18 protein-coding genes are annotated in these 20,047 nt (G+C 62.6%); all 18 read left to right on the plus strand.

What is annotated here, in order from left to right:
* The first annotated feature begins 28 nt into the window (after window positions 1–28).
* The 18 genes from AC5P67_RS14025 (at window position 29) to AC5P67_RS14110 (ending at window position 20,036) form a co-directional block, all read left to right on the plus strand.
* Window positions 29–1,213 carry a cystathionine gamma-synthase gene (locus AC5P67_RS14025; protein WP_111118419.1) on the plus strand — a complete coding sequence of 395 codons (1,185 nt, stop codon included), beginning with the start codon at window positions 29–31 and terminating at the stop codon, window positions 1,211–1,213.
* Window positions 1,213–2,007 (plus strand): ABC transporter permease, encoded by a 795-nt coding sequence (locus AC5P67_RS14030; RefSeq protein WP_099527059.1) that lies wholly within the window; start codon window positions 1,213–1,215, stop codon window positions 2,005–2,007. The genes AC5P67_RS14025 and AC5P67_RS14030 overlap by 1 nt, the downstream gene beginning before the upstream one ends.
* Window positions 1,997–3,358, plus strand: a complete 1,362-nt coding sequence (locus AC5P67_RS14035) for an ABC transporter ATP-binding protein (RefSeq protein WP_111118420.1) — start codon at window positions 1,997–1,999, stop codon at window positions 3,356–3,358. The genes AC5P67_RS14030 and AC5P67_RS14035 overlap by 11 nt, the downstream gene beginning before the upstream one ends.
* Window positions 3,355–6,789: a glycosyltransferase gene (locus AC5P67_RS14040; RefSeq protein ID WP_329754827.1), complete on the plus strand. Its 3,435-nt coding sequence runs from the start codon at window positions 3,355–3,357 to the stop codon at window positions 6,787–6,789. Before AC5P67_RS14035 ends, AC5P67_RS14040 begins: the two co-directional genes overlap by 4 nt.
* Complete coding sequence (locus tag AC5P67_RS14045; RefSeq protein ID WP_099527062.1) at window positions 6,786–7,814, plus strand: GHMP family kinase ATP-binding protein; 1,029 nt, start codon at window positions 6,786–6,788, stop codon at window positions 7,812–7,814. Before AC5P67_RS14040 ends, AC5P67_RS14045 begins: the two co-directional genes overlap by 4 nt.
* Window positions 7,811–8,389: a D-sedoheptulose-7-phosphate isomerase gene (locus AC5P67_RS14050; RefSeq protein ID WP_099527063.1), complete on the plus strand. Its 579-nt coding sequence runs from the start codon at window positions 7,811–7,813 to the stop codon at window positions 8,387–8,389. Before AC5P67_RS14045 ends, AC5P67_RS14050 begins: the two co-directional genes overlap by 4 nt.
* Before the next feature lies 1 nt (window position 8,390).
* Window positions 8,391–9,083, plus strand: coding sequence for a sugar phosphate nucleotidyltransferase (locus tag AC5P67_RS14055; protein ID WP_111118421.1), 693 nt, complete (start codon window positions 8,391–8,393; stop codon window positions 9,081–9,083).
* Window positions 9,083–9,676 carry a D-glycero-alpha-D-manno-heptose-1,7-bisphosphate 7-phosphatase gene (locus tag AC5P67_RS14060; protein ID WP_099527065.1) on the plus strand — a complete coding sequence of 198 codons (594 nt, stop codon included), beginning with the start codon at window positions 9,083–9,085 and terminating at the stop codon, window positions 9,674–9,676. The genes AC5P67_RS14055 and AC5P67_RS14060 overlap by 1 nt, the downstream gene beginning before the upstream one ends.
* 152 nt (window positions 9,677–9,828) lie before the next feature.
* Window positions 9,829–10,626 (plus strand): methyltransferase domain-containing protein, encoded by a 798-nt coding sequence (locus tag AC5P67_RS14065; RefSeq protein WP_111118422.1) that lies wholly within the window; start codon window positions 9,829–9,831, stop codon window positions 10,624–10,626.
* A 229-nt stretch (window positions 10,627–10,855) separates the two neighbouring features.
* Window positions 10,856–12,748, plus strand: coding sequence for a hypothetical protein (locus AC5P67_RS14070; RefSeq protein ID WP_495214799.1), 1,893 nt, complete (start codon window positions 10,856–10,858; stop codon window positions 12,746–12,748).
* Between the two features lie 77 nt (window positions 12,749–12,825).
* Window positions 12,826–13,257, plus strand: a complete 432-nt coding sequence (locus AC5P67_RS14075; RefSeq protein ID WP_235643618.1) for a GtrA family protein — start codon at window positions 12,826–12,828, stop codon at window positions 13,255–13,257.
* A gap of 4 nt (window positions 13,258–13,261) precedes the next feature.
* Entirely contained in the window at window positions 13,262–14,392 is a 1,131-nt protein-coding gene (locus AC5P67_RS14080) for a DegT/DnrJ/EryC1/StrS family aminotransferase (protein WP_495214800.1), read from the plus strand.
* Window positions 14,389–15,351, plus strand: a complete 963-nt coding sequence (locus AC5P67_RS14085) for a glycosyltransferase family 2 protein (RefSeq protein WP_099527070.1) — start codon at window positions 14,389–14,391, stop codon at window positions 15,349–15,351. The genes AC5P67_RS14080 and AC5P67_RS14085 overlap by 4 nt, the downstream gene beginning before the upstream one ends.
* Window positions 15,351–15,593 (plus strand): acyl carrier protein, encoded by a 243-nt coding sequence (locus AC5P67_RS14090; RefSeq protein ID WP_111118423.1) that lies wholly within the window; start codon window positions 15,351–15,353, stop codon window positions 15,591–15,593. The genes AC5P67_RS14085 and AC5P67_RS14090 overlap by 1 nt, the downstream gene beginning before the upstream one ends.
* Before the next feature lies 1 nt (window position 15,594).
* Window positions 15,595–16,347, plus strand: coding sequence for an SDR family NAD(P)-dependent oxidoreductase (locus tag AC5P67_RS14095; protein WP_099527072.1), 753 nt, complete (start codon window positions 15,595–15,597; stop codon window positions 16,345–16,347).
* Entirely contained in the window at window positions 16,347–17,738 is a 1,392-nt protein-coding gene (locus tag AC5P67_RS14100; protein WP_099527073.1) for an AMP-binding protein, read from the plus strand. Before AC5P67_RS14095 ends, AC5P67_RS14100 begins: the two co-directional genes overlap by 1 nt.
* Window positions 17,683–18,831, plus strand: a complete 1,149-nt coding sequence (locus AC5P67_RS14105) for a LuxE/PaaK family acyltransferase (RefSeq protein WP_099527074.1) — start codon at window positions 17,683–17,685, stop codon at window positions 18,829–18,831. Before AC5P67_RS14100 ends, AC5P67_RS14105 begins: the two co-directional genes overlap by 56 nt.
* A complete protein-coding gene (locus tag AC5P67_RS14110; RefSeq protein WP_111118424.1) occupies window positions 18,828–20,036 on the plus strand; it encodes an acyl-CoA reductase in 1,209 nt (402 codons plus the stop codon). Before AC5P67_RS14105 ends, AC5P67_RS14110 begins: the two co-directional genes overlap by 4 nt.
* Window positions 20,037–20,047 lie beyond the last annotated feature (11 nt).

Genomic DNA, 20,047 nt, shown 5'->3' on the forward strand with positions numbered 1-20,047 from the left:
CGCGTGTCGGCGCCCCTCAGGAAAGAACATGTCCAACGCTACTTCCCAGGATCGCGCCCTGGCCCTGGCCACGCTGGCCATCCACGGCGGCCAATCGCCCGACCCCAGCACCGGCGCGGTGATGCCGCCGATCTACGCCACCTCGACCTATGCGCAGTCCAGCCCGGGCGAGCACCAGGGCTTCGAGTACTCGCGTACCCACAACCCGACCCGCTTCGCCTACGAGCGCTGCGTAGCGTCGCTGGAAGGTGGCACCCGCGGCTTCGCCTTCGCCTCGGGCATGGCGGCCAGCTCGACCGTGATTGAACTGCTGGATGCCGGCAGCCACGTGGTGGCGATGGACGATATCTATGGCGGCAGCTTCCGCCTGTTCGAGCGCGTGCGTCGCCGCACCGCCGGGCTGGATTTCAGCTTCGTCGACCTGACCGACCTGGCTGCGTTCGAGTCAGCCATCACGTCGAAGACGAAGATGGTCTGGATCGAGACCCCGACCAACCCGATGCTGAAGATCGTCGACATCGCCGCGGTGGCCGCCATCGCCAAGCGCCATGGCCTGATCGTGGTGGTCGACAACACCTTCGCCTCGCCGATGCTGCAGCGCCCGCTGGAGCTGGGCGCGGACCTGGTCCTGCATTCGGCTACCAAGTACCTCAACGGTCACTCGGACATGGTCGGCGGCATGGTGGTGGTGGGCGACAACGCCGAACTGGCCGAGCAGATGGTGTTCCTGCAGAACTCGGTGGGTGGCGTGCAGGGCCCGTTCGACAGCTTCCTGGCCCTGCGCGGCCTGAAGACCCTGCCGCTGCGCATGAAGGCGCATTGCGCCAACGCGCTGGCCCTGGCCCAGTGGCTGGACAAGCACCCGGCGGTGGAGAAGGTGATCTACCCGGGCCTGCCGTCGCACCCGCAGCATGAGCTGGCGGGCAGGCAGATGGCCGGCTACGGCGGCATCGTCTCGATCGTGCTGAAGGGCGGTTTCGAGGCGGCCAAGCGCTTCTGCGAGAAGACCGAGCTGTTCACCCTGGCCGAGTCGCTGGGCGGCGTGGAGAGCCTGGTGAACCATCCGGCGGTGATGACGCATGCCTCGATTCCGGTCGCGCGGCGGGAACAGCTGGGGATCAGCGATGCGCTGGTAAGGCTGAGCGTGGGCGTGGAGGAGCTGGGGGATCTGCAGGTGGATCTGGAGAGGGCGCTGGGGGCGCAGGCAGTCTGATGGGAATTCTCTCGGTCTTCGGCAAGCATCGCTCGCTGGCTTTCGAGCTGACCCAGCGCGAAGTGCTTGGCCGCTACCGGGGCGCGAGCTTCGGTCTGCTGTGGTCATTGATAAGCCCGTTCTTGATGCTCTTGGTCTACACCATGGCGTTTGGCTACATCATGAAGGGGCGTTGGCCGGGTTCGACGGGTTCCACGACTGACTTCGCCCTCATCCTCTTCGCCGGGCTGACGGTGCATGGATTCTTTGCGGAGTGCTTCACGCGCGCGCCTCAATTGATCGTGGCCAATACCAGCTATGTGAAGCGCGTGGTGTTTCCGCTGGACATCCTTGGTTGGAGCATGACCTTCTCCGCGCTGTTCCATCTGCTGATGAACATCGTGGTCCTTCTGCTGCTGCACCTGGCAGTGAAAGGCAACATTCCTCCGACGGCACTCCTGGTGCCGGTGGTGCTGTTGCCGCTGGTGATCCTCACGGTGGGTGTGAGCTGGATCGTCTCCGCGTTGGGCGTCTATCTGCGCGACATCGGTCAGATTGCCGGTGTGATCGCCACCGCGATGCTGTTCCTCTCCTCGGCCATTGTTCCGCCGGAATCCGTGCCTGCCAGTTACCGCATCGTGTTCGAACTCAATCCGCTCACCTTCATCATCAACCAAGTGCGTGAAGTGGTGATCTGGGGACGGTTGCCTGATTGGGAGGGGTTGGGCGTCTATGCGCTGATCGCCTGCGCCGTGGCACTGGTCGGGCATCGCGTGTTCAACAAACTGCGAGTGGGGTTTGCCGATGTGCTCTGATCGTGTCGATTCGGAAGTAGTGATCGACGTCCGTGGGGTCGGCAAGAGCTACCACATGTACGAGCGCCCCTCGCACCGCCTGTGGCAGGCACTGGCCGGCAAGCGCAAGGCGTACTACAAGGACTTCTGGGCGCTGCGTGATGTCAGCTTCAGCGTGCGCCGCGGGCAGACCGTCGGCATCGTCGGTCGAAACGGCTCGGGCAAGTCCACGCTGCTGCAGATGATCGCAGGCACGCTCAATCCCACCGAGGGTTCAATATCGGTGAACGGGCGCGTCGCGGCGTTGTTGGAGCTGGGCAGTGGCTTCAATCCCGAATTCACCGGCCGCGAGAACGTATTCCTCAACGCGGCGATCCTCGGTCTTTCCCGCGCGCAGATCGAGCAGCGGCTGGAGAAGATCCTTGCCTTTGCCGATATTGGCGAATTCATTGATCAGCCGGTACGCAGCTATTCCAGCGGCATGTCAGTGCGTCTTGCTTTTGCAGTGATTGCACACGTGGATGCCGACATCCTCATCATTGATGAGGCGTTGGCGGTTGGCGATGCGTTCTTCTCGCAGAAGTGCATGCGCTTCCTGCGTGAGTTCCAGAAGCACGGAACGCTGCTGTTCGTCAGTCATGACGCGGCGGCGGTCACCAACCTGTGTGAAAACGCGGTCTGGTTGCAGAACGGCCGCATGCGCCTGTCCGGCACCTCGCAGGAGGTGATCGAGGCGTACATGACCGAGCAGCACGTGGTGGGGCGACGCGAGGTGGGCTCGGAAGAGATCGTGGTGGCGCACAAGAAACCACGCAAGATGCTCGACGATGCGGCCGATTTCCGCCAGGACGCCCTTCGCGAGGCCGGCGTGCACAACCGCATGACCCTGTTCGAGTTCGATCCGGACAATGTGGGCCAGGAGTTCGGTGCGCAGGGGGCGCGGATCGTCGACGTCCGCCTCACCGATTCAGATGGCAACCGTGTGCTGGTGTTCGAAGGCGGGGAACTTGTCCGGCTCGAGCTGCAGGTTTCCCTGCAGCAGGCACTGGGCAATCTCATCGTTGGCTTCTACGTCAAGGATCGCCTTGGCCAGCGTCTGTTTGGCGACAACAGCTACTTCGCGTGCAAGGACAAGCCGGTCTCCGGTGAAGCGGGCGAGACGGTGGTGGGTACGTTTCTTTTCCGGATGCCGGTAATGCCCTCCGGCTCCTACATGATCGACGCAGCGGTTGCCTCCGGCGACCAGCATGATCATACCCAGCAACACTGGATCCACGACGCGCTGGAGTTCCGCGCGATGGACGAAACGATGCGCTTCGGGCTGCTCGGTCTGCCGATGCTGGCCATCGAAGTTTCCAAGGAGTCGAGATGATCGAGTTTACCGGTGAGCGCTTTGTTCCGACCGAACAAGGCGTGATTAGGCAGGAACACCTGCATCGCTATGCCTGGTGCCTGCCGCTGGTGAAAGGCAAGGATGTGCTGGATGTGGCCAGTGGCGAGGGCTACGGGAGTGCCATGCTGGCTGCCAATGCACGCTCGGTACGTGGCGTGGATATTTCCCATGACGCGGTGGCCCATGCGGCCGAGCGCTACGCGGCGCTGCCCAATCTCGCCTACGTGCAGGGATCTGCAGCAGCCATTCCGCTGGCCGACGACAGTGTCGATGTCGTGGTCTCCTTCGAAACCATCGAGCACCTGATGGAACAGGAGGAGATGATGGCCGAGATCCGTCGCGTGCTGCGCCCCGATGGCATACTGGTCATGTCCTCGCCGAACAAGGAGGTCTATTCCGATCGCGCCGGGTATCACAACGACTTCCATGTAAAGGAGCTTTACCGGGCGGAATTCGAGGCGCTTGTCGGGCGCTATTTCCCTGCCTCGCGCCTGTGCGGGCACCGCATGGCCGTGTGCTCGACGATCACTCCGCTGTCGGAAGTGCAGCATGCCGAGAGTTACCAGGCGCTGACCGACACTGGTTCCGGTGTCGAGGCGCGTGTGGCCAATGTCCCGGATGCTGTCTACTTCGTGATTGTGGCGGCGGCCGATGTGTCCCTGCTGCCTGATACATCTGCCTCGATCCTCTACGCCGAGGGTGAGGATCTGTATGCACAGCAGCATGATATTGCTCGCTGGGCACAGGGCTTGGACAACGAGCGTGAAAATGCCATTGGCTGGGCGCGTTCGCTGGAAGCGGAGCTTGAGAAATCCCGCGCCGATTACCACCGCCTGGAAGGCGAGTTCGATGATCGCACGCGTTGGGCGCTGGAGCTGAATCAGATCGTCCAGGCCAGAGGCGACCACACTGTCACTGCCGAAATGCGCGCACGCAACGATGCGCTGCAGGCGCAGCTGGAACAGGCGCAGGCCGGACTGGAACAGGCGCAGAGCGAGAAGGCGGACATCGAAGCCGAACTGCGACGTCACCAGGAAGCATCGCAGTACGAAGCGGCCGAGCTGCGCCGACTGCTGCAGACGGCCCATGAGACCGTTGCCAGTCGTTCGGAAGTCAGCCGCGAACTGCAGCTGCGCTCTGGTCTCGCCTTCCGGTCCGCTCCGGAAGACACCTCCGAGCTGGAAGTACAGCGCGTCATCCGCGACTACGACGAACAGTTGGAGAGCCTGAACGAGGCCTTCGCAAAGGTGCTCGCCTCCAAGTCTTGGCGCATTACCCGTCCGATGCGTTTCGCTTCGCGCCTGCTGCGTGGGGATGTGCCGGCCATCATTGCGTCGCTGCGTGCCAGCGGTCTGGCCCGCAACCGATTGCTGGCGCCGCTGGCACGCCCGGTGCGTAACTGGCTCCTGCGCCATGACAACGCCCGCGTTGAACCGCTGTCGGGTCTGGCGTTGCAGTCGGTGGTGGAAGATCCAGACGAAGTACTGAAGACCCTGTCCTTCCCGGTGCATGAATCGCCGGAAGTCAGCATCGTCATTCCCACCTACGGCAACCTGCAACACACCCTGGCCTGCCTGCGCTCCATTGCCGACCATCCGCCGGCGGTGAGCTATGAAGTACTGGTGCTGGAAGATGCCTCTGGGGATGCGGAGATCGAAAAGCTGGTCCCGGTTCCGGGTCTGCGCTTCTACCACAACCCGAAGAATCTCGGCTTCCTGCTGTCCTGCAATCAGGCGCTGGAGCTTGCACGTGGTCGCTACACCTACTTCCTGAACAATGACACGGAAGTGCGTCCGGGCTGGATGGACCAGATGCTGGATGTATTCCAGCGGATGCCCGATTGCGGCATGGTCGGTTCCAAGCTGGTCTACCCTGACGGGCGCCTGCAGGAAGCCGGTGGCATCATCTGGCGCGACGGCTCGGCCTGGAACTACGGACGCCTGAGCAACCCGGCCGACAGCCAGTACAACTACCTGCGCCCGGTGGACTACTGCAGCGGTGCCAGCCTGCTCATTCCCACCGCGCTGCTGCGTGAACTGGGCGGCTTCGATCCGGAATTCGTGCCGGCCTACTGCGAGGATTCGGATCTGGCGTTCCGCGTGCGCAAGGCAGGCTATCAGCTCTACTACTGCCCGACCTCGGAGGTCGTGCATTACGAAGGCATTTCACACGGCACCGATACCGGCAGCGGCATCAAGGCCTACCAGGTTGCCAACCAGAAGAAGCTGCGCGAGCGCTGGCAGGACGAACTGGCATGGCACGAGCCCAACGGCGAGCACGTGGTGCTGGCCCGCGATCGTGCCTGGCAGAAGGAAACGGTGCTGATCGTCGACCACTACGTGCCGCAGCCTGATCGGGATGCCGGCTCGCGGACCATGATTGCGTTCATCGACGCGCTGTTGGCACGTGGCTGCGTGGTCAAATTCTGGGCCGACAACCTGTACTTCGATCCGATCTATACCCCGCCGCTGCAGGCCCGTGGCGTGGAAGTGATGTACGGCGGCCAGTGGGTGGGCGGCTTTGCGCGCTATCTGCAGGAAAACCCGCACGTGCGCATGGTGATGCTGTCGCGCCCGCATATCGCCGGTCATTACATCGATGCCCTGCGCAAGCAGCCAGGCGTGCGCACCGTTTACTACGGCCACGACCTGCACTTCCGTCGCATGGACATGGAAGCCAAGCGGAACGGTGGCAGCGATGTCGAGGCACGTTCGATGGAACTGCTGGAGCGGCAGATGTGGAAGGCCGTCGACTGTGTCCTCTACCCATCGGCCGAAGAGGCGCAGGATGTGCACGCGCTGGAGCCCTCTGTCGATGTGCGCGCGATCCTGCCGTATGCCTTTGACCACTTCAACGATGACGCCGTGCCAGCCCAACGTGCCGGCATCCTGTTCGTGGCCGGCTTCGCCCATGGCCCCAATGTCGACGCTGCACAGTGGCTGGTCGAATCAGTGATGCCGCATGTTTGGGCGCGCCATCCCGGCGTGAAGCTGTCGCTGGTTGGGTCCAACCCGACCGACGCCGTACGTGCCCTGGCTGGCGAGCATGTCGAGGTGACAGGGTTCGTGAGCGACGATGAACTGACCGAGCGCTACGGTGCCGCGCGTGTGGCCGTCGTGCCGCTGCGGTTTGGTGCCGGCGTCAAGGGAAAGGTGGTGGAGGCCATGCAGCAGGGCTTGCCGCTGGTGACCACCGGTGTTGGCGCCCAAGGCCTGGTGGGCCTGGACGCTGTGGCTACGGTGACCGATGGCGACGAAGGCCTTGCCGCCGGGCTGGTGTCGTTGCTGGAAGATGACGCGCTGTGGCTGCAGCGTTCGCGCGCGGCAGCCCGCTACTGCCGTGGCCAGTTCTCGCGCGATGCATTGGGCCGTGCGCTGGAATCGGCATTCGCAATGGAGAAGAAGGCATGATCGTTCGTTCTCGCGCCCCCCTGCGTCTTGGCCTGGCCGGCGGTGGTACTGACGTGTCGCCGTTCTGCGACCAGTTCGGTGGCTACGTCATGAACGTGACCATCGATAAGTTCGCCTACGCGACCCTTGATGGCTCGCCCGATGGCCTGGTCGAATTCCACGCACAGGATGCCGGCGCGTGCGAGCGCCTGGATCCGGAGTCCGTCGTTGCAGACCCCGGCCCGTTGCAGCTGATGAAGGGCGTGTATCTGCGCGTCTGCAATGACTTCCTGCAGGGTGAGCGGCCGGCCATCCGTATCCGCGCGCATTCCGATGCGCCGCCGGGCTCCGGCCTGGGCTCGTCTTCGACGATGGTGGTGGCACTGGTCACGGCATTTGCCGAATACTTCTCCCTGCCGCTGGGCGAATACGAGATCGCTCAGCTGGCCTACCGCATCGAGCGCGTCGACCTGCAGTTGTCCGGTGGCAAGCAGGACCAGTACGCGGCAGCGTTCGGTGGCTTCAATTTCATGGAGTTCTACGACGCCGATCGAGTGATCGTGAACCCACTGCGCATCAAGGACTGGATCTGGTCCGAGCTCGAGGCAGGCCTGGTGCTGTATTTCACCGGCGTGTCGCGTGCATCGGCCAAGATCATCGACGAGCAGTCGCGCAACATCAAGGAAGGCAAGGCCAGTTCGCTCGATGCGATGCACCGGCTGAAGGTCGAAGCAAGCCAGATGAAGGAAGCGCTGCTGCGCGGTGATTTCGAGCGGCTGGCCCAGGTGATGCAGTCCGGTTGGGAAGCCAAGAAACTTAGTGCCAGCAGCATCTCCAACCCGATGATCGATGAGATCGAAGTGCTGGCGATGCGCCACGGCGCGCGCGCGACCAAGGTCTCCGGCGCCGGCGGTGGCGGCTTCATGATGTTCCTTTGCGATCCGGCACATCGGATCGAACTGGTGCGAGCGCTCGCGGGCGCTGGCGGCACCGTTTTTGATACACACTTCACCCACCAAGGTGCAACGGCATGGAAAATCGGATGAACGACTTCATCAAGGCCGAGTTCGGCAAGACTCTCGAGAACTTCCAGCGCATGTCGGCCGATGCGGCGCTGGCGTCGCAGATCGAGCAGGCAGTGGCACTGTGCGTGGACGCGCTGAAGGCCGGTCGCAAGATCCTCTTCGCCGGTAACGGTGGCAGTGCCGCCGATGCTCAGCACTGGGCAGGTGAACTGGTCAGCCGTTTCTACTACGACCGTCCGGGCTTGCCGGCGATTGCGCTGACCACCGACACCTCGATCCTGACCGCCATCGGCAATGACTACGGCTACGACTACACCTTCGCCCGCCAGATCGAAGCGCTCGGCCAGGAAGGCGATGTATTCGTTGCGATTTCCACCTCGGGCCGTTCGAAGAACATCATGCGCGCGCTGGACGCCTGCGAAGCCAAGGGCGCGCGCGTGATCGGCTTCACTGGCGAGCATGGCGGCGACATGAAGGATCGCTGCGACATCTGTTTCCGCGTGCCCTCCAATGAAACGCCGCGCATCCAGGAAGGCCACGAGTTCATCGGCCACCTGCTGTGTGCGCTGATCGAAAGCGAGATGTTCCCACGCTGACATGGCTGCCGACGAGATTCTGATCCTGGCCGGTGGCTTCGGCACCCGCCTGCGAAGTGAAGTGCCCGACCTGCCCAAGCCACTGGCCCCGGTGGCCGGGCGCCCGTTCCTGGCCTACCTCCTGGACCGCTATGCGGCCGCCGGCATGCGTCGTGCGATCCTGGCAACCGGCTACCTCGGTGATGTGGTGGAGCAGACCATCGGCGCCCGATGGGCGGGCATGGACGTGGTCTACTCTCGCGAGGAGACCCCGCTTGGCACCGGCGGCGCGATCGCCGCCGCGGCGCGCCTGGCGCAGGGTGAGGGGCTGCACGTCTGCAACGGCGACACCTACCTCGAGTACGCGCCGGCCGCGCTGGAAGCGGCCGCGCATGACCTGCCGATGTCGATCGCGCTTGCGCGGGTGGATGATGTCTCACGCTATGGCACGGTGGATGTGGAGCAGGGCAGGGTGCTGCGCTTCCATGAAAAGCGTCCGGGTGGTGCTGGGCTGATCAATGCCGGCAGCTATTTTCTCAGCGCGCAGGCGCTGGCCAGCCTGCCAGGCGAAGCTACGTTCTCGTTCGAGAAGCAGGTGCTGGAACCGGCGGTGGCCGCTGGCCGCGTCGGCGCGCTGGTGGAAACCGCTGCGTTCATCGACATTGGTGTGCCTGAGGATTTCCACCGGGCGCAGACGCTGTTCGGGGCCATCTGATGGCGCTGCTGCCCAACGTGCCGGGCTTCGTCGCCGGGCCAGTCGCAAGGCGGCCCGGCGCGCCGGTGCTGTTCCTCGATCGGGACGGGGTCATCAACGTCAACCACGGCTACGTGCACACCGCGGAGCGTACCGAGTGGGTCGCCGGTATCCAGCCGCTGCTGGCCCATGCCGCGCGCCGGGGTTTCCAGGTGGTGGTGGCGACCAACCAGGCCGGCATCGCACGTGGCTTCTACAGCATCGATGAATTTACCGACTACACGCACTGGCAGCACGAGCAGTTGATGCAGGCCGGCGCGCCGCTGCTGGGCACGTGGTTCTGCCCGCATCATCCGCTGGCCGGCCAGGGTGAATTCAAGATTGACTGCCTGTGCCGAAAGCCCGAACCGGGCATGCTGCTGAAGGCGATCGAGGAGTTTTCGATTGATCCGGCGCAGGCGGTATTCGTTGGCGACAAGATCTCGGATATGCAGGCGGGGGCTGCCGCAGGCATTGGGAAGCTGTTCCTGATCGCAGGCGACATCGGCAAGGGTGCTGCGCCGCAGCAGGCTATCATGGTGCCTGACCTCGCTGCGGTGCAGCGTCAGCTGTAGCGGGTTCTCCACAAGGGTAGCAATCCTGTGCTGCTAGGATGCCCTCTCCATCCTTCCAGGAGAGGGCTGTGGCGCGCTTCAGATCTGTGTCGTCGACGGGTAACTGTCTGCTTTGCAATGAGCCGGCCACTGCCTTCAGGGTGGTTGATGGCGTGCAGTATCTTGAATGTGACATCTGCGATTTCATATTCGCCGACCCGGCGCTGATAGCCTCGATCGATGCTGGCGAATCTCCCCGGGAATACGACGAGGACTACTGGCGCTCCGAACTGCAGTCGGCACGTGACCGGTCTTTCGGGTCGTCGCTGGCAAGGTTGGGGGAGGCGTTGCTCTACTGCTCCATTCCCGTCCAGCGCTTCATCGATATCGGCACGGGCCCGGGTTTTCTGCTCGATGCGGTGCAGCGCTACCTGCCGAAGAGTTCGCATTGCTTCTACGGCGTAGAGAAGTTTCCGCCCGAGCCGGCGTACCGCTCCAGCCACGCGAATTACAGGTGCGGCGATCTGGCCGACATCGGGATGACGTTCGAATGCGGTATCTGCGTGGAAGTCGTTGAACATCTGACCCCGTCGATGGCGAGTTCGTTGGCGAGTTCCCTACGCAAGGTCGCCGCTCCGGGGGCCCTGTTTCTGTTCAACACCGGACTGACCGAGTATGTACGAACCGAGGATCCGGGCTACCTGGATCCATTCCATCGCGGGCACATCACCTGCTGGTCGGAAAACGCTGCGCGCCGGCTGTTCGAGCCTCTGGGCTTCCGCGTGCTCCCGCTGCAGGGCAAGAGCTGGGCTTTCGTGGTCGAAGTCATTTCCAACGACCCGCGGCAGCAGGTTCCGCTGGCTGATCGCATCTGGTCGGCGCCGCAGGCCAACGTCGATCTTTTGACCGATGAGGACATGGGAACGGTCATGCACATCCTGGCCCGGGAGAGCGCTCGGGCATACATCTAGTCCGTCCGGCCCCTTCTGCGGTGCTGCCTCGAGGTCAGCCCCCAGGGGGGGCGCGACCACAGTGTGTCGCACTGTTACTATCTCGGTCCGGCTGCTGATGGCATCGCGGCGGAATGGCCATGTACGTGCCCGCTGTTGCCTACGGATCCTGCCGGATCGTGGGCCGCGTGGTCGCGGCGTACAGGAAGCGAGGCCTTGCGGCGGTTTGAATCAATGGAGCAGTGTGTCGATGTTTAACAAAATCCTGGCTGTAAAGCCGGTGGTGCGTCTGGTGGACCTGGCGGCCATCGCAGCGATGACGTTCGCGCTGTCCATCTACTTCTATCATCCCTATTACTTCGGCGATGAGATGTTCTCCTTCAACTTCGGAGAGCACAGCGGCAACACCCTGATAGGGGTTTTCACCGGGCTGAACAGCTACAAGCCACGCATCGTCATGAACTTCATCTGGGCGGTCATCGTCTCCCAGGATCTTCCGCGCTGGATGACCATGCTGGTCAATTGTGCGGCATTGGCAGGATGTGCCGCGCTGGTCTATGGGATCGCACGGGGGCATTTCAATGCTCGCCGAAGCGCTGCCCTGTTGGCTGCGGCGATGATGGTGGCGTGTCGTTTCAACATCATGCTGTACTTCGACTACGTTTCGGGAACGGTCGAGGCGCTCAGTCTCCTGTTCCTGCTGGCCGGTGTTGCCGTGTCCATGCCCGGTCTGGTGTTCTTGCAGCGCCAGCGCGCTTCCTGCCTGGCACTGGCGCTGCTGTTCTTCATGCTGGCGGTGTTCACCCATGAGCGCTACGCATTGGCATTGCTCGGTCTGTCCGGCGTGGCGGTGCTGCGCTGGTGGCCCATGCGCAGGACCATCGGCGCCCAGCCTCTGATCTTCGCTCTGGTCGCTGCCGTTGTCCCGCTTGGCCTGTACATCCTTGCGGTGAAAGTGCTGTCCAACCAGCCGGTGGCGATGGGGACGTCCGGACAGACCGTCAGTGTATCGATCGACACGCTGAAGGTGTCTGCGACCTATCTGGTCAATCTGTTCCTGGGCGGCAACTACGGCCCGCAGTACTTCGTTGGCATGTTCAACCATGCGGCGCCGCGCTATCTGTACGTTTTCGTGCCTCTGGCGGCAGTCTCTCTGCTGGCTTGGTGCCTGCCGTGGCTGCGTCCGCAATGGCGGTCGACGACCTTCCTGATGCCGATGCTGGCTTTCCTCGCTGCGGTTCTCGGCCTGGTTGCGATCGCGAGCTTGCCGGGTGCGGCACGGCAGGAGGCCCGTTGGATGTTCCCGGCCATGGCATTCCTGCTGCTGTTCGTCTTCGCCGGCTACCGGCACCGCGCGCAGATCATCATCCTGTCTTTGCTGGCCGTCACCCAGCTGTTCTATATGTTCTTTGGCAGCATGTGGTCGATTGCCAGCATTGCCGGTGCGCGTCTTGCTGTGTCCATCAGCGATTCACTGAGCACCCTGCGCCAGAGCGGGCACGGTGTGGTCGTGGCAGGACCCGAGCCGGATATTAGCTGGGTCCTGGGCGAGGATGGCAAGGTCTACTGCCGCCTGAACCTGCCGAAAGGCCACTGCCTGTATCCACGCGCCGAGTTCAGCAAGGGGAATGTTCGGGACTTCAGCTATGGTCTTGTCATAGGTGAGCCGAATCTTCGCGGCCGGCCGGGGTTCAGCGTGATCTCCGCTGAACAGGCGCGACGCCTGATGGACCCCGCGGCGCTGCCGGCACCGACCCGTGAACTCGGTATTGGCAAGGATTGGTCCGGTTGGGTCGGCATCGCGCCGGCGCAGGTGAGCGATGAGGGCCTGGAACTGCGGGGGTTGTCGGAAATGACTCGGCAGCAGGCTGTGACTGAACTGGACCGCCACATCGTCCTGTATACCGCACAGTCCGCGGATGGGCGGCCGGGCAAGATGCGCCTGCAGGTCAACTGGCATGGCGCGGACGGTCAGTTCATCTCCACCCAGATCGAAGTCGTGGACGTGGGGGGGGTATCCCATACCTACCCCCTTCTGGCTGTCGCCCCCAGCGGTGCGACTCAGGCCTATGTCTATGCGACGTTGCCTGATGACCACTCCGGGAAGGTGTTGCTGCGCAGCATCGGCGTGGCCGATCCCTGATCGGCCCCCGGATGGAGCTATGTTAAGATTCCAAAGCCAATGCCCTGCGCCTTGGGGGCGCGACAACCGACCGAGGCTTGGGAGCACAGCAGGTGGTGTGGAAAGTGGAGCAGGAGAAGGTTGTTCGCCTCCTCAAATCCGAGAAGCTGCGATTCCTGATCGTGGGCGCGGGCAATACCGTGATCGGCTATGCCTGCTTCTTGCTGACGTTCGCACTCATGGATCCCTGGGCAGGCCCGGTCGCCATTCTTGTCGCCGCCTATCTGGTTGCACTTCCCATTGCCTTCGTCAATCAGCGGGTGTTCGTGTTCCGTTCACGGGCGCCCTGGGTACGCGAGTTCGGCCGGTTCCTGCTGGCCAACTCCACGATCTTCGCAATCAATGTGGTAGCACTGCCGATCTGCATAAGGCTCTCTGAGGGTGACCCGCGTGTCGTCCAGGGAGTGTTCGTGATGGTTTCGACTGTCGCGAGCTATTTTGCTCACAAGTATTTCTCTTTTTCCCGGTGACCCGATGCGTCGTATTCCGTTGTTGATTCCGAGGATGCCGTCTGCGGACAAGGTGTATCCGTATCTCCGAAAGATTGACCAGAATCGGATTTACACCAACTACGGCCCTTTGAATGGCGAGTTCGAGCAACGCCTGGCCACCGAACTCGGCCAGGGGCTTGAGCCGGCCCATCTGACGACGGTCTCCAATTGCACCGTCGGCCTCGAGCTGGCCATCCAGGCGCTCGCCTTGCCTACGGGCGCGCGGGTCCTGTTACCCTCGCTCACCTTTGTCGCCACAGCCACTGCGATTGTCAGGGTGGGGGCCACCCCGCTGTTCAGCGATATCGACCCTTCCGGCTGGTGCCTGACTCCGGCCATTGCCGAAGATGCGCTGGCGCGGGGTGAGGCCTTCGACCTGGTGATGCCGGTCAGTACATTCGGCAAGCAACACGATGTCACCGCCTGGGACGACTTCAGTGCAAAGACCGGCATCCCGGTGCTGATCGACGCGGCAGGTGCCTTCGGCAACCAGCCGATCGGCCGCACGACGGACGTTGTGTTCAGCTTCCACGCGACGAAGTCCATCGGCAGCGGTGAGGGCGGATTGATCGTGTCGTTCAATGCCGAGCGCATCCGGCGCATCCGCCAGTTGGCCAACTTCGGCATCGACGCCGCCCGCGGCGAGCTGATCGGACTGGGGACCAACGGCAAGCTCAGCGAATATCACGCTGCAGTCGGGCTGGCGGCACTGGACGAGTGGCCCGACATCGTCGAGCAGCGGCGCGAGCTGCATGCCCGCTACCTGCGTACGCTGCGGCAGGCCTGCCCGAGCGTGGGGCTGCAGGATAAGGATCCCGATGGCATCTATCCGCTGCTCCCGGTGCTCCTGCCTGACGGTGTCGACGCGCTGGCCATCGGTGGCGCATTGCGCGAGCAGGGGATCGATACCCGGCGGTGGTACTGCCCGCCGTTGCACGCGCATGGCGTGCTGGCCCATTTCGACCGCTCGGGCTCGCTGGATGTTACCGCTGCCATCGGTGACCGCATTCTCGGTCTGCCGTTCTTCGCCGGTATCACTGACGAGGAGATCGGCACCGTGGTCGATTCGCTCGCACGTGCGATTTCCACCGAGTCCGCCGGAGTCGTCCAGTGAGTACGATCAGCTACGTCATTCCGGTCTATCACAATGAAGGTTCAATTGAGCTGACCTGGGCTGCGATCCGCGACCTGTTCGCCACCAGCCTGCCCGAACACGACTACGAGATTGTGTTCGTGAATGATGGCTCCAAGGATGGCTCCCATGCGGAGATGCTGCGTGTCAGTGCGCAGGATCCGCGCGTGCGATCGATCTCCTTCACGCGCAATTTCGGTCAGCTGTCGGCTACGTTGGCCGGCTTCGACGCCGCCAGCGGCGACGCGGTCATCAACATGTCCGCAGACATGCAGGATCCGGTCGAGTTGACCGCAGAGATGATCCGCAAGTGGGAACAGGGCAATGAAGTGGTCATCGCACATCGTGCGGACCGTGAGGACAACTTCACTTCATCGATGTTTTCCCGCATTGTCTACGGCATCCTGCGCATGTCCAACCCGAACATGCCGGCGGGCGGATTCGATTTCACCCTGATGAGCCGCCGTGCACTGACGCTCTTCATGAGCATGAAGGGGCGCCATCGCTTTTTCCAGGGAGACGTGCTCTGGGCCGGCTTCCCGACCGCCTACATTCCTTACGTGCGACGCAAGCGCGAGATCGGCAAGTCGCAGTACAACTTCAGCAAGAAGCTGAAACTGGCCTTCGATTTCATCATCGACGGTTCCTACCTTCCGATCCGTCTCATGTCCTTGTCCGGCACCGTACTGGCCATGTTGGGGCTTTGCTATGCCGTCGTGATCGCGGTTTCGCGCCTGTTCGACCTGACACCGTTCTCGGGATGGGCGCCGATCATGGTGGCGATCCTGGTGGTGGGCGGCATGATCATGTTGATGCTGGGTGTCATTGGCGAATACCTGTGGCGGATCCTCGACGAGATCCGTGCCAAGCCGATGTACATCGTCCGAGAAGATACAGCTGAGAAGGCTGCCATTTCCAAGAATGAGCTGGAGCAACACTGATGAGTAACAACAACGAGCGACTGGTATCGGTCTATTCGGCCGCCCTGAACATCGACGCTTCCCGCGTGGTCGATGGCCTGCTTTACAACAGCATTCCGGAATGGGATTCGATTGCCCACATGCTGCTGGTTTCTCAGCTTGAGAATGAGTTCGATGTCATGTTCGACACCGATGACATCATCGATATGAGCTCGGTCGCCAAGGCCAAGGAAATCCTGGCGAAGCACGGCGTCGAGTTCTGACATGGCCGGTTTGCTGGAAGGAAGGGTTGCGCTTATCACGGGGGCATCCCGCGGCATTGGTGAAGCAACGGTTCATGCCTACCTGCAGCAGGGCGCGCACGTTGTGGCGACCGCCCGGGACACCGCCGCCTTGCAGCCGCTGCTCGACAGCGTGCGCACGAGCATGCCTGAGGCACGGCTGGAGGCGGTTCCGCTCGACGTGACCGATCCGGTTTCCGTGCGTGATGCCTTCCAGACCGTGTTCAAGCAGCACCGCCGGCTGGACGTGCTCGTTTCCAACGCGGGCGTCCTGCAGGATGCCCTTATCGGCATGGTCACGCCCGAGCAGATCCAGCAGGTATTCTCGGTCAATACCTATGGCGTCCTGTACTGTGCCCAGTATGCGAGCCGACTGATGGCACGCAACGGTGGCGGCTCGATCATCAATCTTGCATCAATCATCGGCGTGAATGGCAACGTTGGCCAGGCGGTCTACGGTGGCAGCAAAGCGGCCGTGGTCGGCATCACCCTGTCGCTCTCCAAGGAGCTCGCGCCGAACAACATCCGCGTCAATGCGATCGCGCCAGGATTCATCGACACGGACATGGCGCGCTCCATCGGTTCGGAGAAATATGCGGAACGCGTGGCGTCCATCGCCATGGACCGGGTGGGTGCACCGGCAGAAGTGGCCAACGTGGCAGTCTTCCTCGGATCGGATCTGGCCTCCTACGTGACCGGCCAGGTGATCGGGGTCGATGGCGGGATGCTGATCTGATGTTCGCCCGCGTACTGGAGCAGCACGGCGACCAGATTGCCGTGATCCTTCCCGGCGGAGAGTCACTGGCATACCGCGAACTGGCCGCGCGCGCGGACGCTGCGTGGGCTGCTGTCGATCCGGATTGGGGCGTCATCGCCCTTGAATGCGCCAATACGTTGGACAACCTGCTGGCCTATCTGGGCGCCCTGCGTGCAGGGCAGCCCGTTCTGCTGCTGGATGCCTCGTTGAACGACACACTGCGCGAGCAGGTCATCGATCATTACAGCATCAGCCACGTGCGCCACCCCGACGGGCAGTGGCATGCAACCGGCAGGCACGCGGCCGCTGTTTCTGCTGAACTGGCGGTTCTGCTGCCGACATCGGGCAGTACGGGATCGTCGAAGCTGGTGCGTCTCTCTGCAGGAAACCTGCAGGCCAACGCCCGGTCGATCCAGGAGTATCTTGGGATCGATGGCGCGCAGCGTGCCATCACCTCGCTGCCCATGCATTACTCCTACGGTCTGTCGGTGGTCAACAGCCACCTGTTGGCGGGTGCGACGTTGCTGCTGACAGCCGAGTCCGTGGTTTCCAGGACTTTCTGGGATTTCTTCCGGCAGCACGAGGCGACGAGCCTCTCCGGTGTTCCGACTCATTACGAGATGCTGAAGCAGTTCCGCTTCGAGCGCATGTCGCTGCCTTCACTGCAGACCATGACGCAGGCCGGAGGCCGCTTGGCCGAGTCGACCATCGAGTGGTTCCACAACCTGGCCGAGCAGCGCGGCCAGCGTTTCTTCGTGATGTACGGCCAGACCGAGGCCACGGCCCGTATTGCCTATGTCCCCCATGACGTGCTGGCCAGCAAGATCGGGTCGGTTGGTGTTGCCATTCCCGGCGGAATGCTGTCATTGGTGGACGAGCAGGGGCAGGCCATCGAGCGGGCCGGTGAGGTGGGTGAGCTGCGCTATCGCGGCGCGAACGTGATGCTGGGGTACGCCGAGGGTCCTGGAGATCTGGCGTTGGGCGACATCCAGCAGGGTGTGCTCAGTACGGGTGACCTGGCGCGTTTTGACGAAGACGGGTACTACTACGTGGTTGGCCGCTTGAAGCGGATGATCAAGGTATTCGGCAACCGCTTCGGCCTGGACGAGATGGAGTCCACGCTGCGAGCCGATGGCTGGGATGTGGTCATGACCGGACGCGATGACCTTGTTGTCGCGGTCCTTGTCCGGCCCGAGGATGATGCCTGCGAGCGTCTGAGGCAGGACATCGCAGCGCGCTACAAGCTGAATCCAATCGCGGTGAGGGTGCTGCCGGTCGACGCCATTCCGCTGTCCTCGTCGGGCAAGATTCTGTATGCAGATCTCCTTCAACAGGCCGAGGCAGGCCAAGGGGCAGCCCGTGCAACGTGATTACTTCGACCTGCCTGTCTATGGCATCGGGGCTGCCGAGAAGGAAGTCCTGCTCAAGCAGCTGCTGAGCAGCTTGACCGTGCATCATGCCGAGCACTGCGCGCCCTATGCGCGCGTGCTGCAGGCCCACGGGCATGCGCCCGGCTTGGAACAAAGCGTCGACCAGATTCCTTTCCTGCCCGTACGCCTGTTCAAGGAATTCGAGCTCAGCTCGACACCGGCCGATCAGCGCTTCAAGGTCCTCACCTCGTCGGGCACGACGTCGCAGACGGTCTCCAGGATCATCCTTGATCGCGATACGGCGGCTGCGCAAACTCGCGCGTTGGTGCTGATCATGCAGCAGTTCCTCGGCAAGGCGCGCCTGCCGATGCTCATCATCGATCACCCCGGTGTGGTAAAGGATCGCGCCAATTTTTCCGCGCGTGGCGCTGGCATTCTTGGCCTGTCCAACTTTGGGCGTGACCATACCTATGCATTGAACGACGATATGTCGATCAATCTCGATGCAGTGAATGCGTTCCTGGAGCGGCATGCCGGCCAGCGCGTGTTCCTGTTCGGCTTCACCTTCATGGTCTGGAAATACTTTGTCCAGGCGTTGAAGGGGCGCAGTGATGTTCCGCGGTTCAGTGATGCCGTACTCATCCACAGTGGTGGCTGGAAGAAACTGCAGGATGAGGCGGTAAGCAATGAAGAGTTCAAGCGGTCGCTGGCCGGGGGATTCAATATCGGTGCTGTGCACAATTTCTACGGTATGGTCGAACAGGTTGGTTCGATCTTCGTCGAGTGCGAGCACGGCCGACTGCACTGTCCTGCCTTTGCTGATGTGAGAATCCGTGCGCCGAGCACGTGGGAACCACTGCCGGCGAACGTGCCAGGTCTTATCCAGGTGCTGTCGGTGCTGCCTACCAGTTACCCGGGCCATAGCCTGCTGACCGAGGACATCGGCGAGTGGACCGGCGTGGACGATTGTCCGTGTGGCCGCCTGGGCCGCACGTTCCGCGTGCATGGCCGGGTGGCGCGCGCGGAACTGCGTGGTTGCAGCGACACCCACGCTGCCGATGCCGCAACCGCCCCCTTTGATGCACGCCCATGAGTAATTACGAGTCCCTTATTGCGACGGCCCCGGACCTGGACGTCCTGGCCGAGGCCCCCCCGCTTCCCGCGTTCGCCGAGCCCTCGGTGGCATTTGTCGATGCTCTGTCTGCAGAGCTGTTCCGCATGCCGGAGGCACGGAGTTATCCCGAGCTGAGCGCGCTGGCATTCTGGATGCGGCGCTCGAGCATCGTGCGATTGAAGGAAGCCCATGATCGCCGTCACGACGGTCATCTGTCGGTGGCACGCGGAACGGTTCTGCATTTCGCGCCTTCCAACGTGGACACGATCTTTGTCTACTCGTGGTTCATTTCGCTCCTGTGTGGTAACCGCAACATCGTCAGGTTGTCGACGAAGGCATCGGTGCAGACCGACCTGCTGGTTGCTGCCATCGGGCGGGTAAGCGCGCGTCCCGAGCATGCCGAGATTGCCAGGCGCAGCCTGATGGTGCGCTACGCGGCTGACGCCCGCACCACTGCATTGTTGTCCGCTCACTGCGATACCCGTGTTATCTGGGGCGGCGACGCGACAGTTGCAGCCATCCGTCAGGTGCCCTTGCCACCGACTGCGACCGAGATTGCATTTGCAAACAAGTTCTCGCTCGGTCTCTTCGACGCGGCCGGCTGGATCTTCGCATCGCCCGAGCAGAAGGCGCGCTGGATCGATGGGTTCTTCAACGATGCCTACTGGTTCGATCAGATGGCCTGTTCGTCGCCGCGGCTGATTCTCTGGATCGGAAGCCCGGCGCAGGTGGATCAGGCACGGGACAGCTTCTGGCCCGCACTGGAACAGAAGGTGCGGGAAAAGGGTGTTTCCTTTGGCGACGTCGACTATGTAAACAAGCGAATCGCGCAGGATGTGCTTTCCATCGAGGCCGATGTCAGCATTCCGGCGGCAAGCGGCAACGATGTTGCGCGCCTTTGGCTTGAGGTTCCGGCATTGCACGCCGATGCACACTGCGGCGCGGGGCTCTTCTTCGAGTCTCGTATTGCGCATCTGGATGCGCTTCGTCCACTGCTTTCCCGCAAGGTTCAAACGGTTTCCTACCTCGGCATGCCATCGGATCAGCTGCGTTCCTTCGTGCAGCAGGCGCCGTTGGCCGGTGTTGACCGCTTTGTTCCTGTGGGAAGCGCGCTTGATTTCAGCAATGTCTGGGATGGTTTTGATCTGATGACCGTGTTCACGCGTGAAATCACGGTCGCCTGATCGAAGTTGTA

Source organism: Stenotrophomonas sp. YJH_SMC_21 (assembly GCF_059369555.1).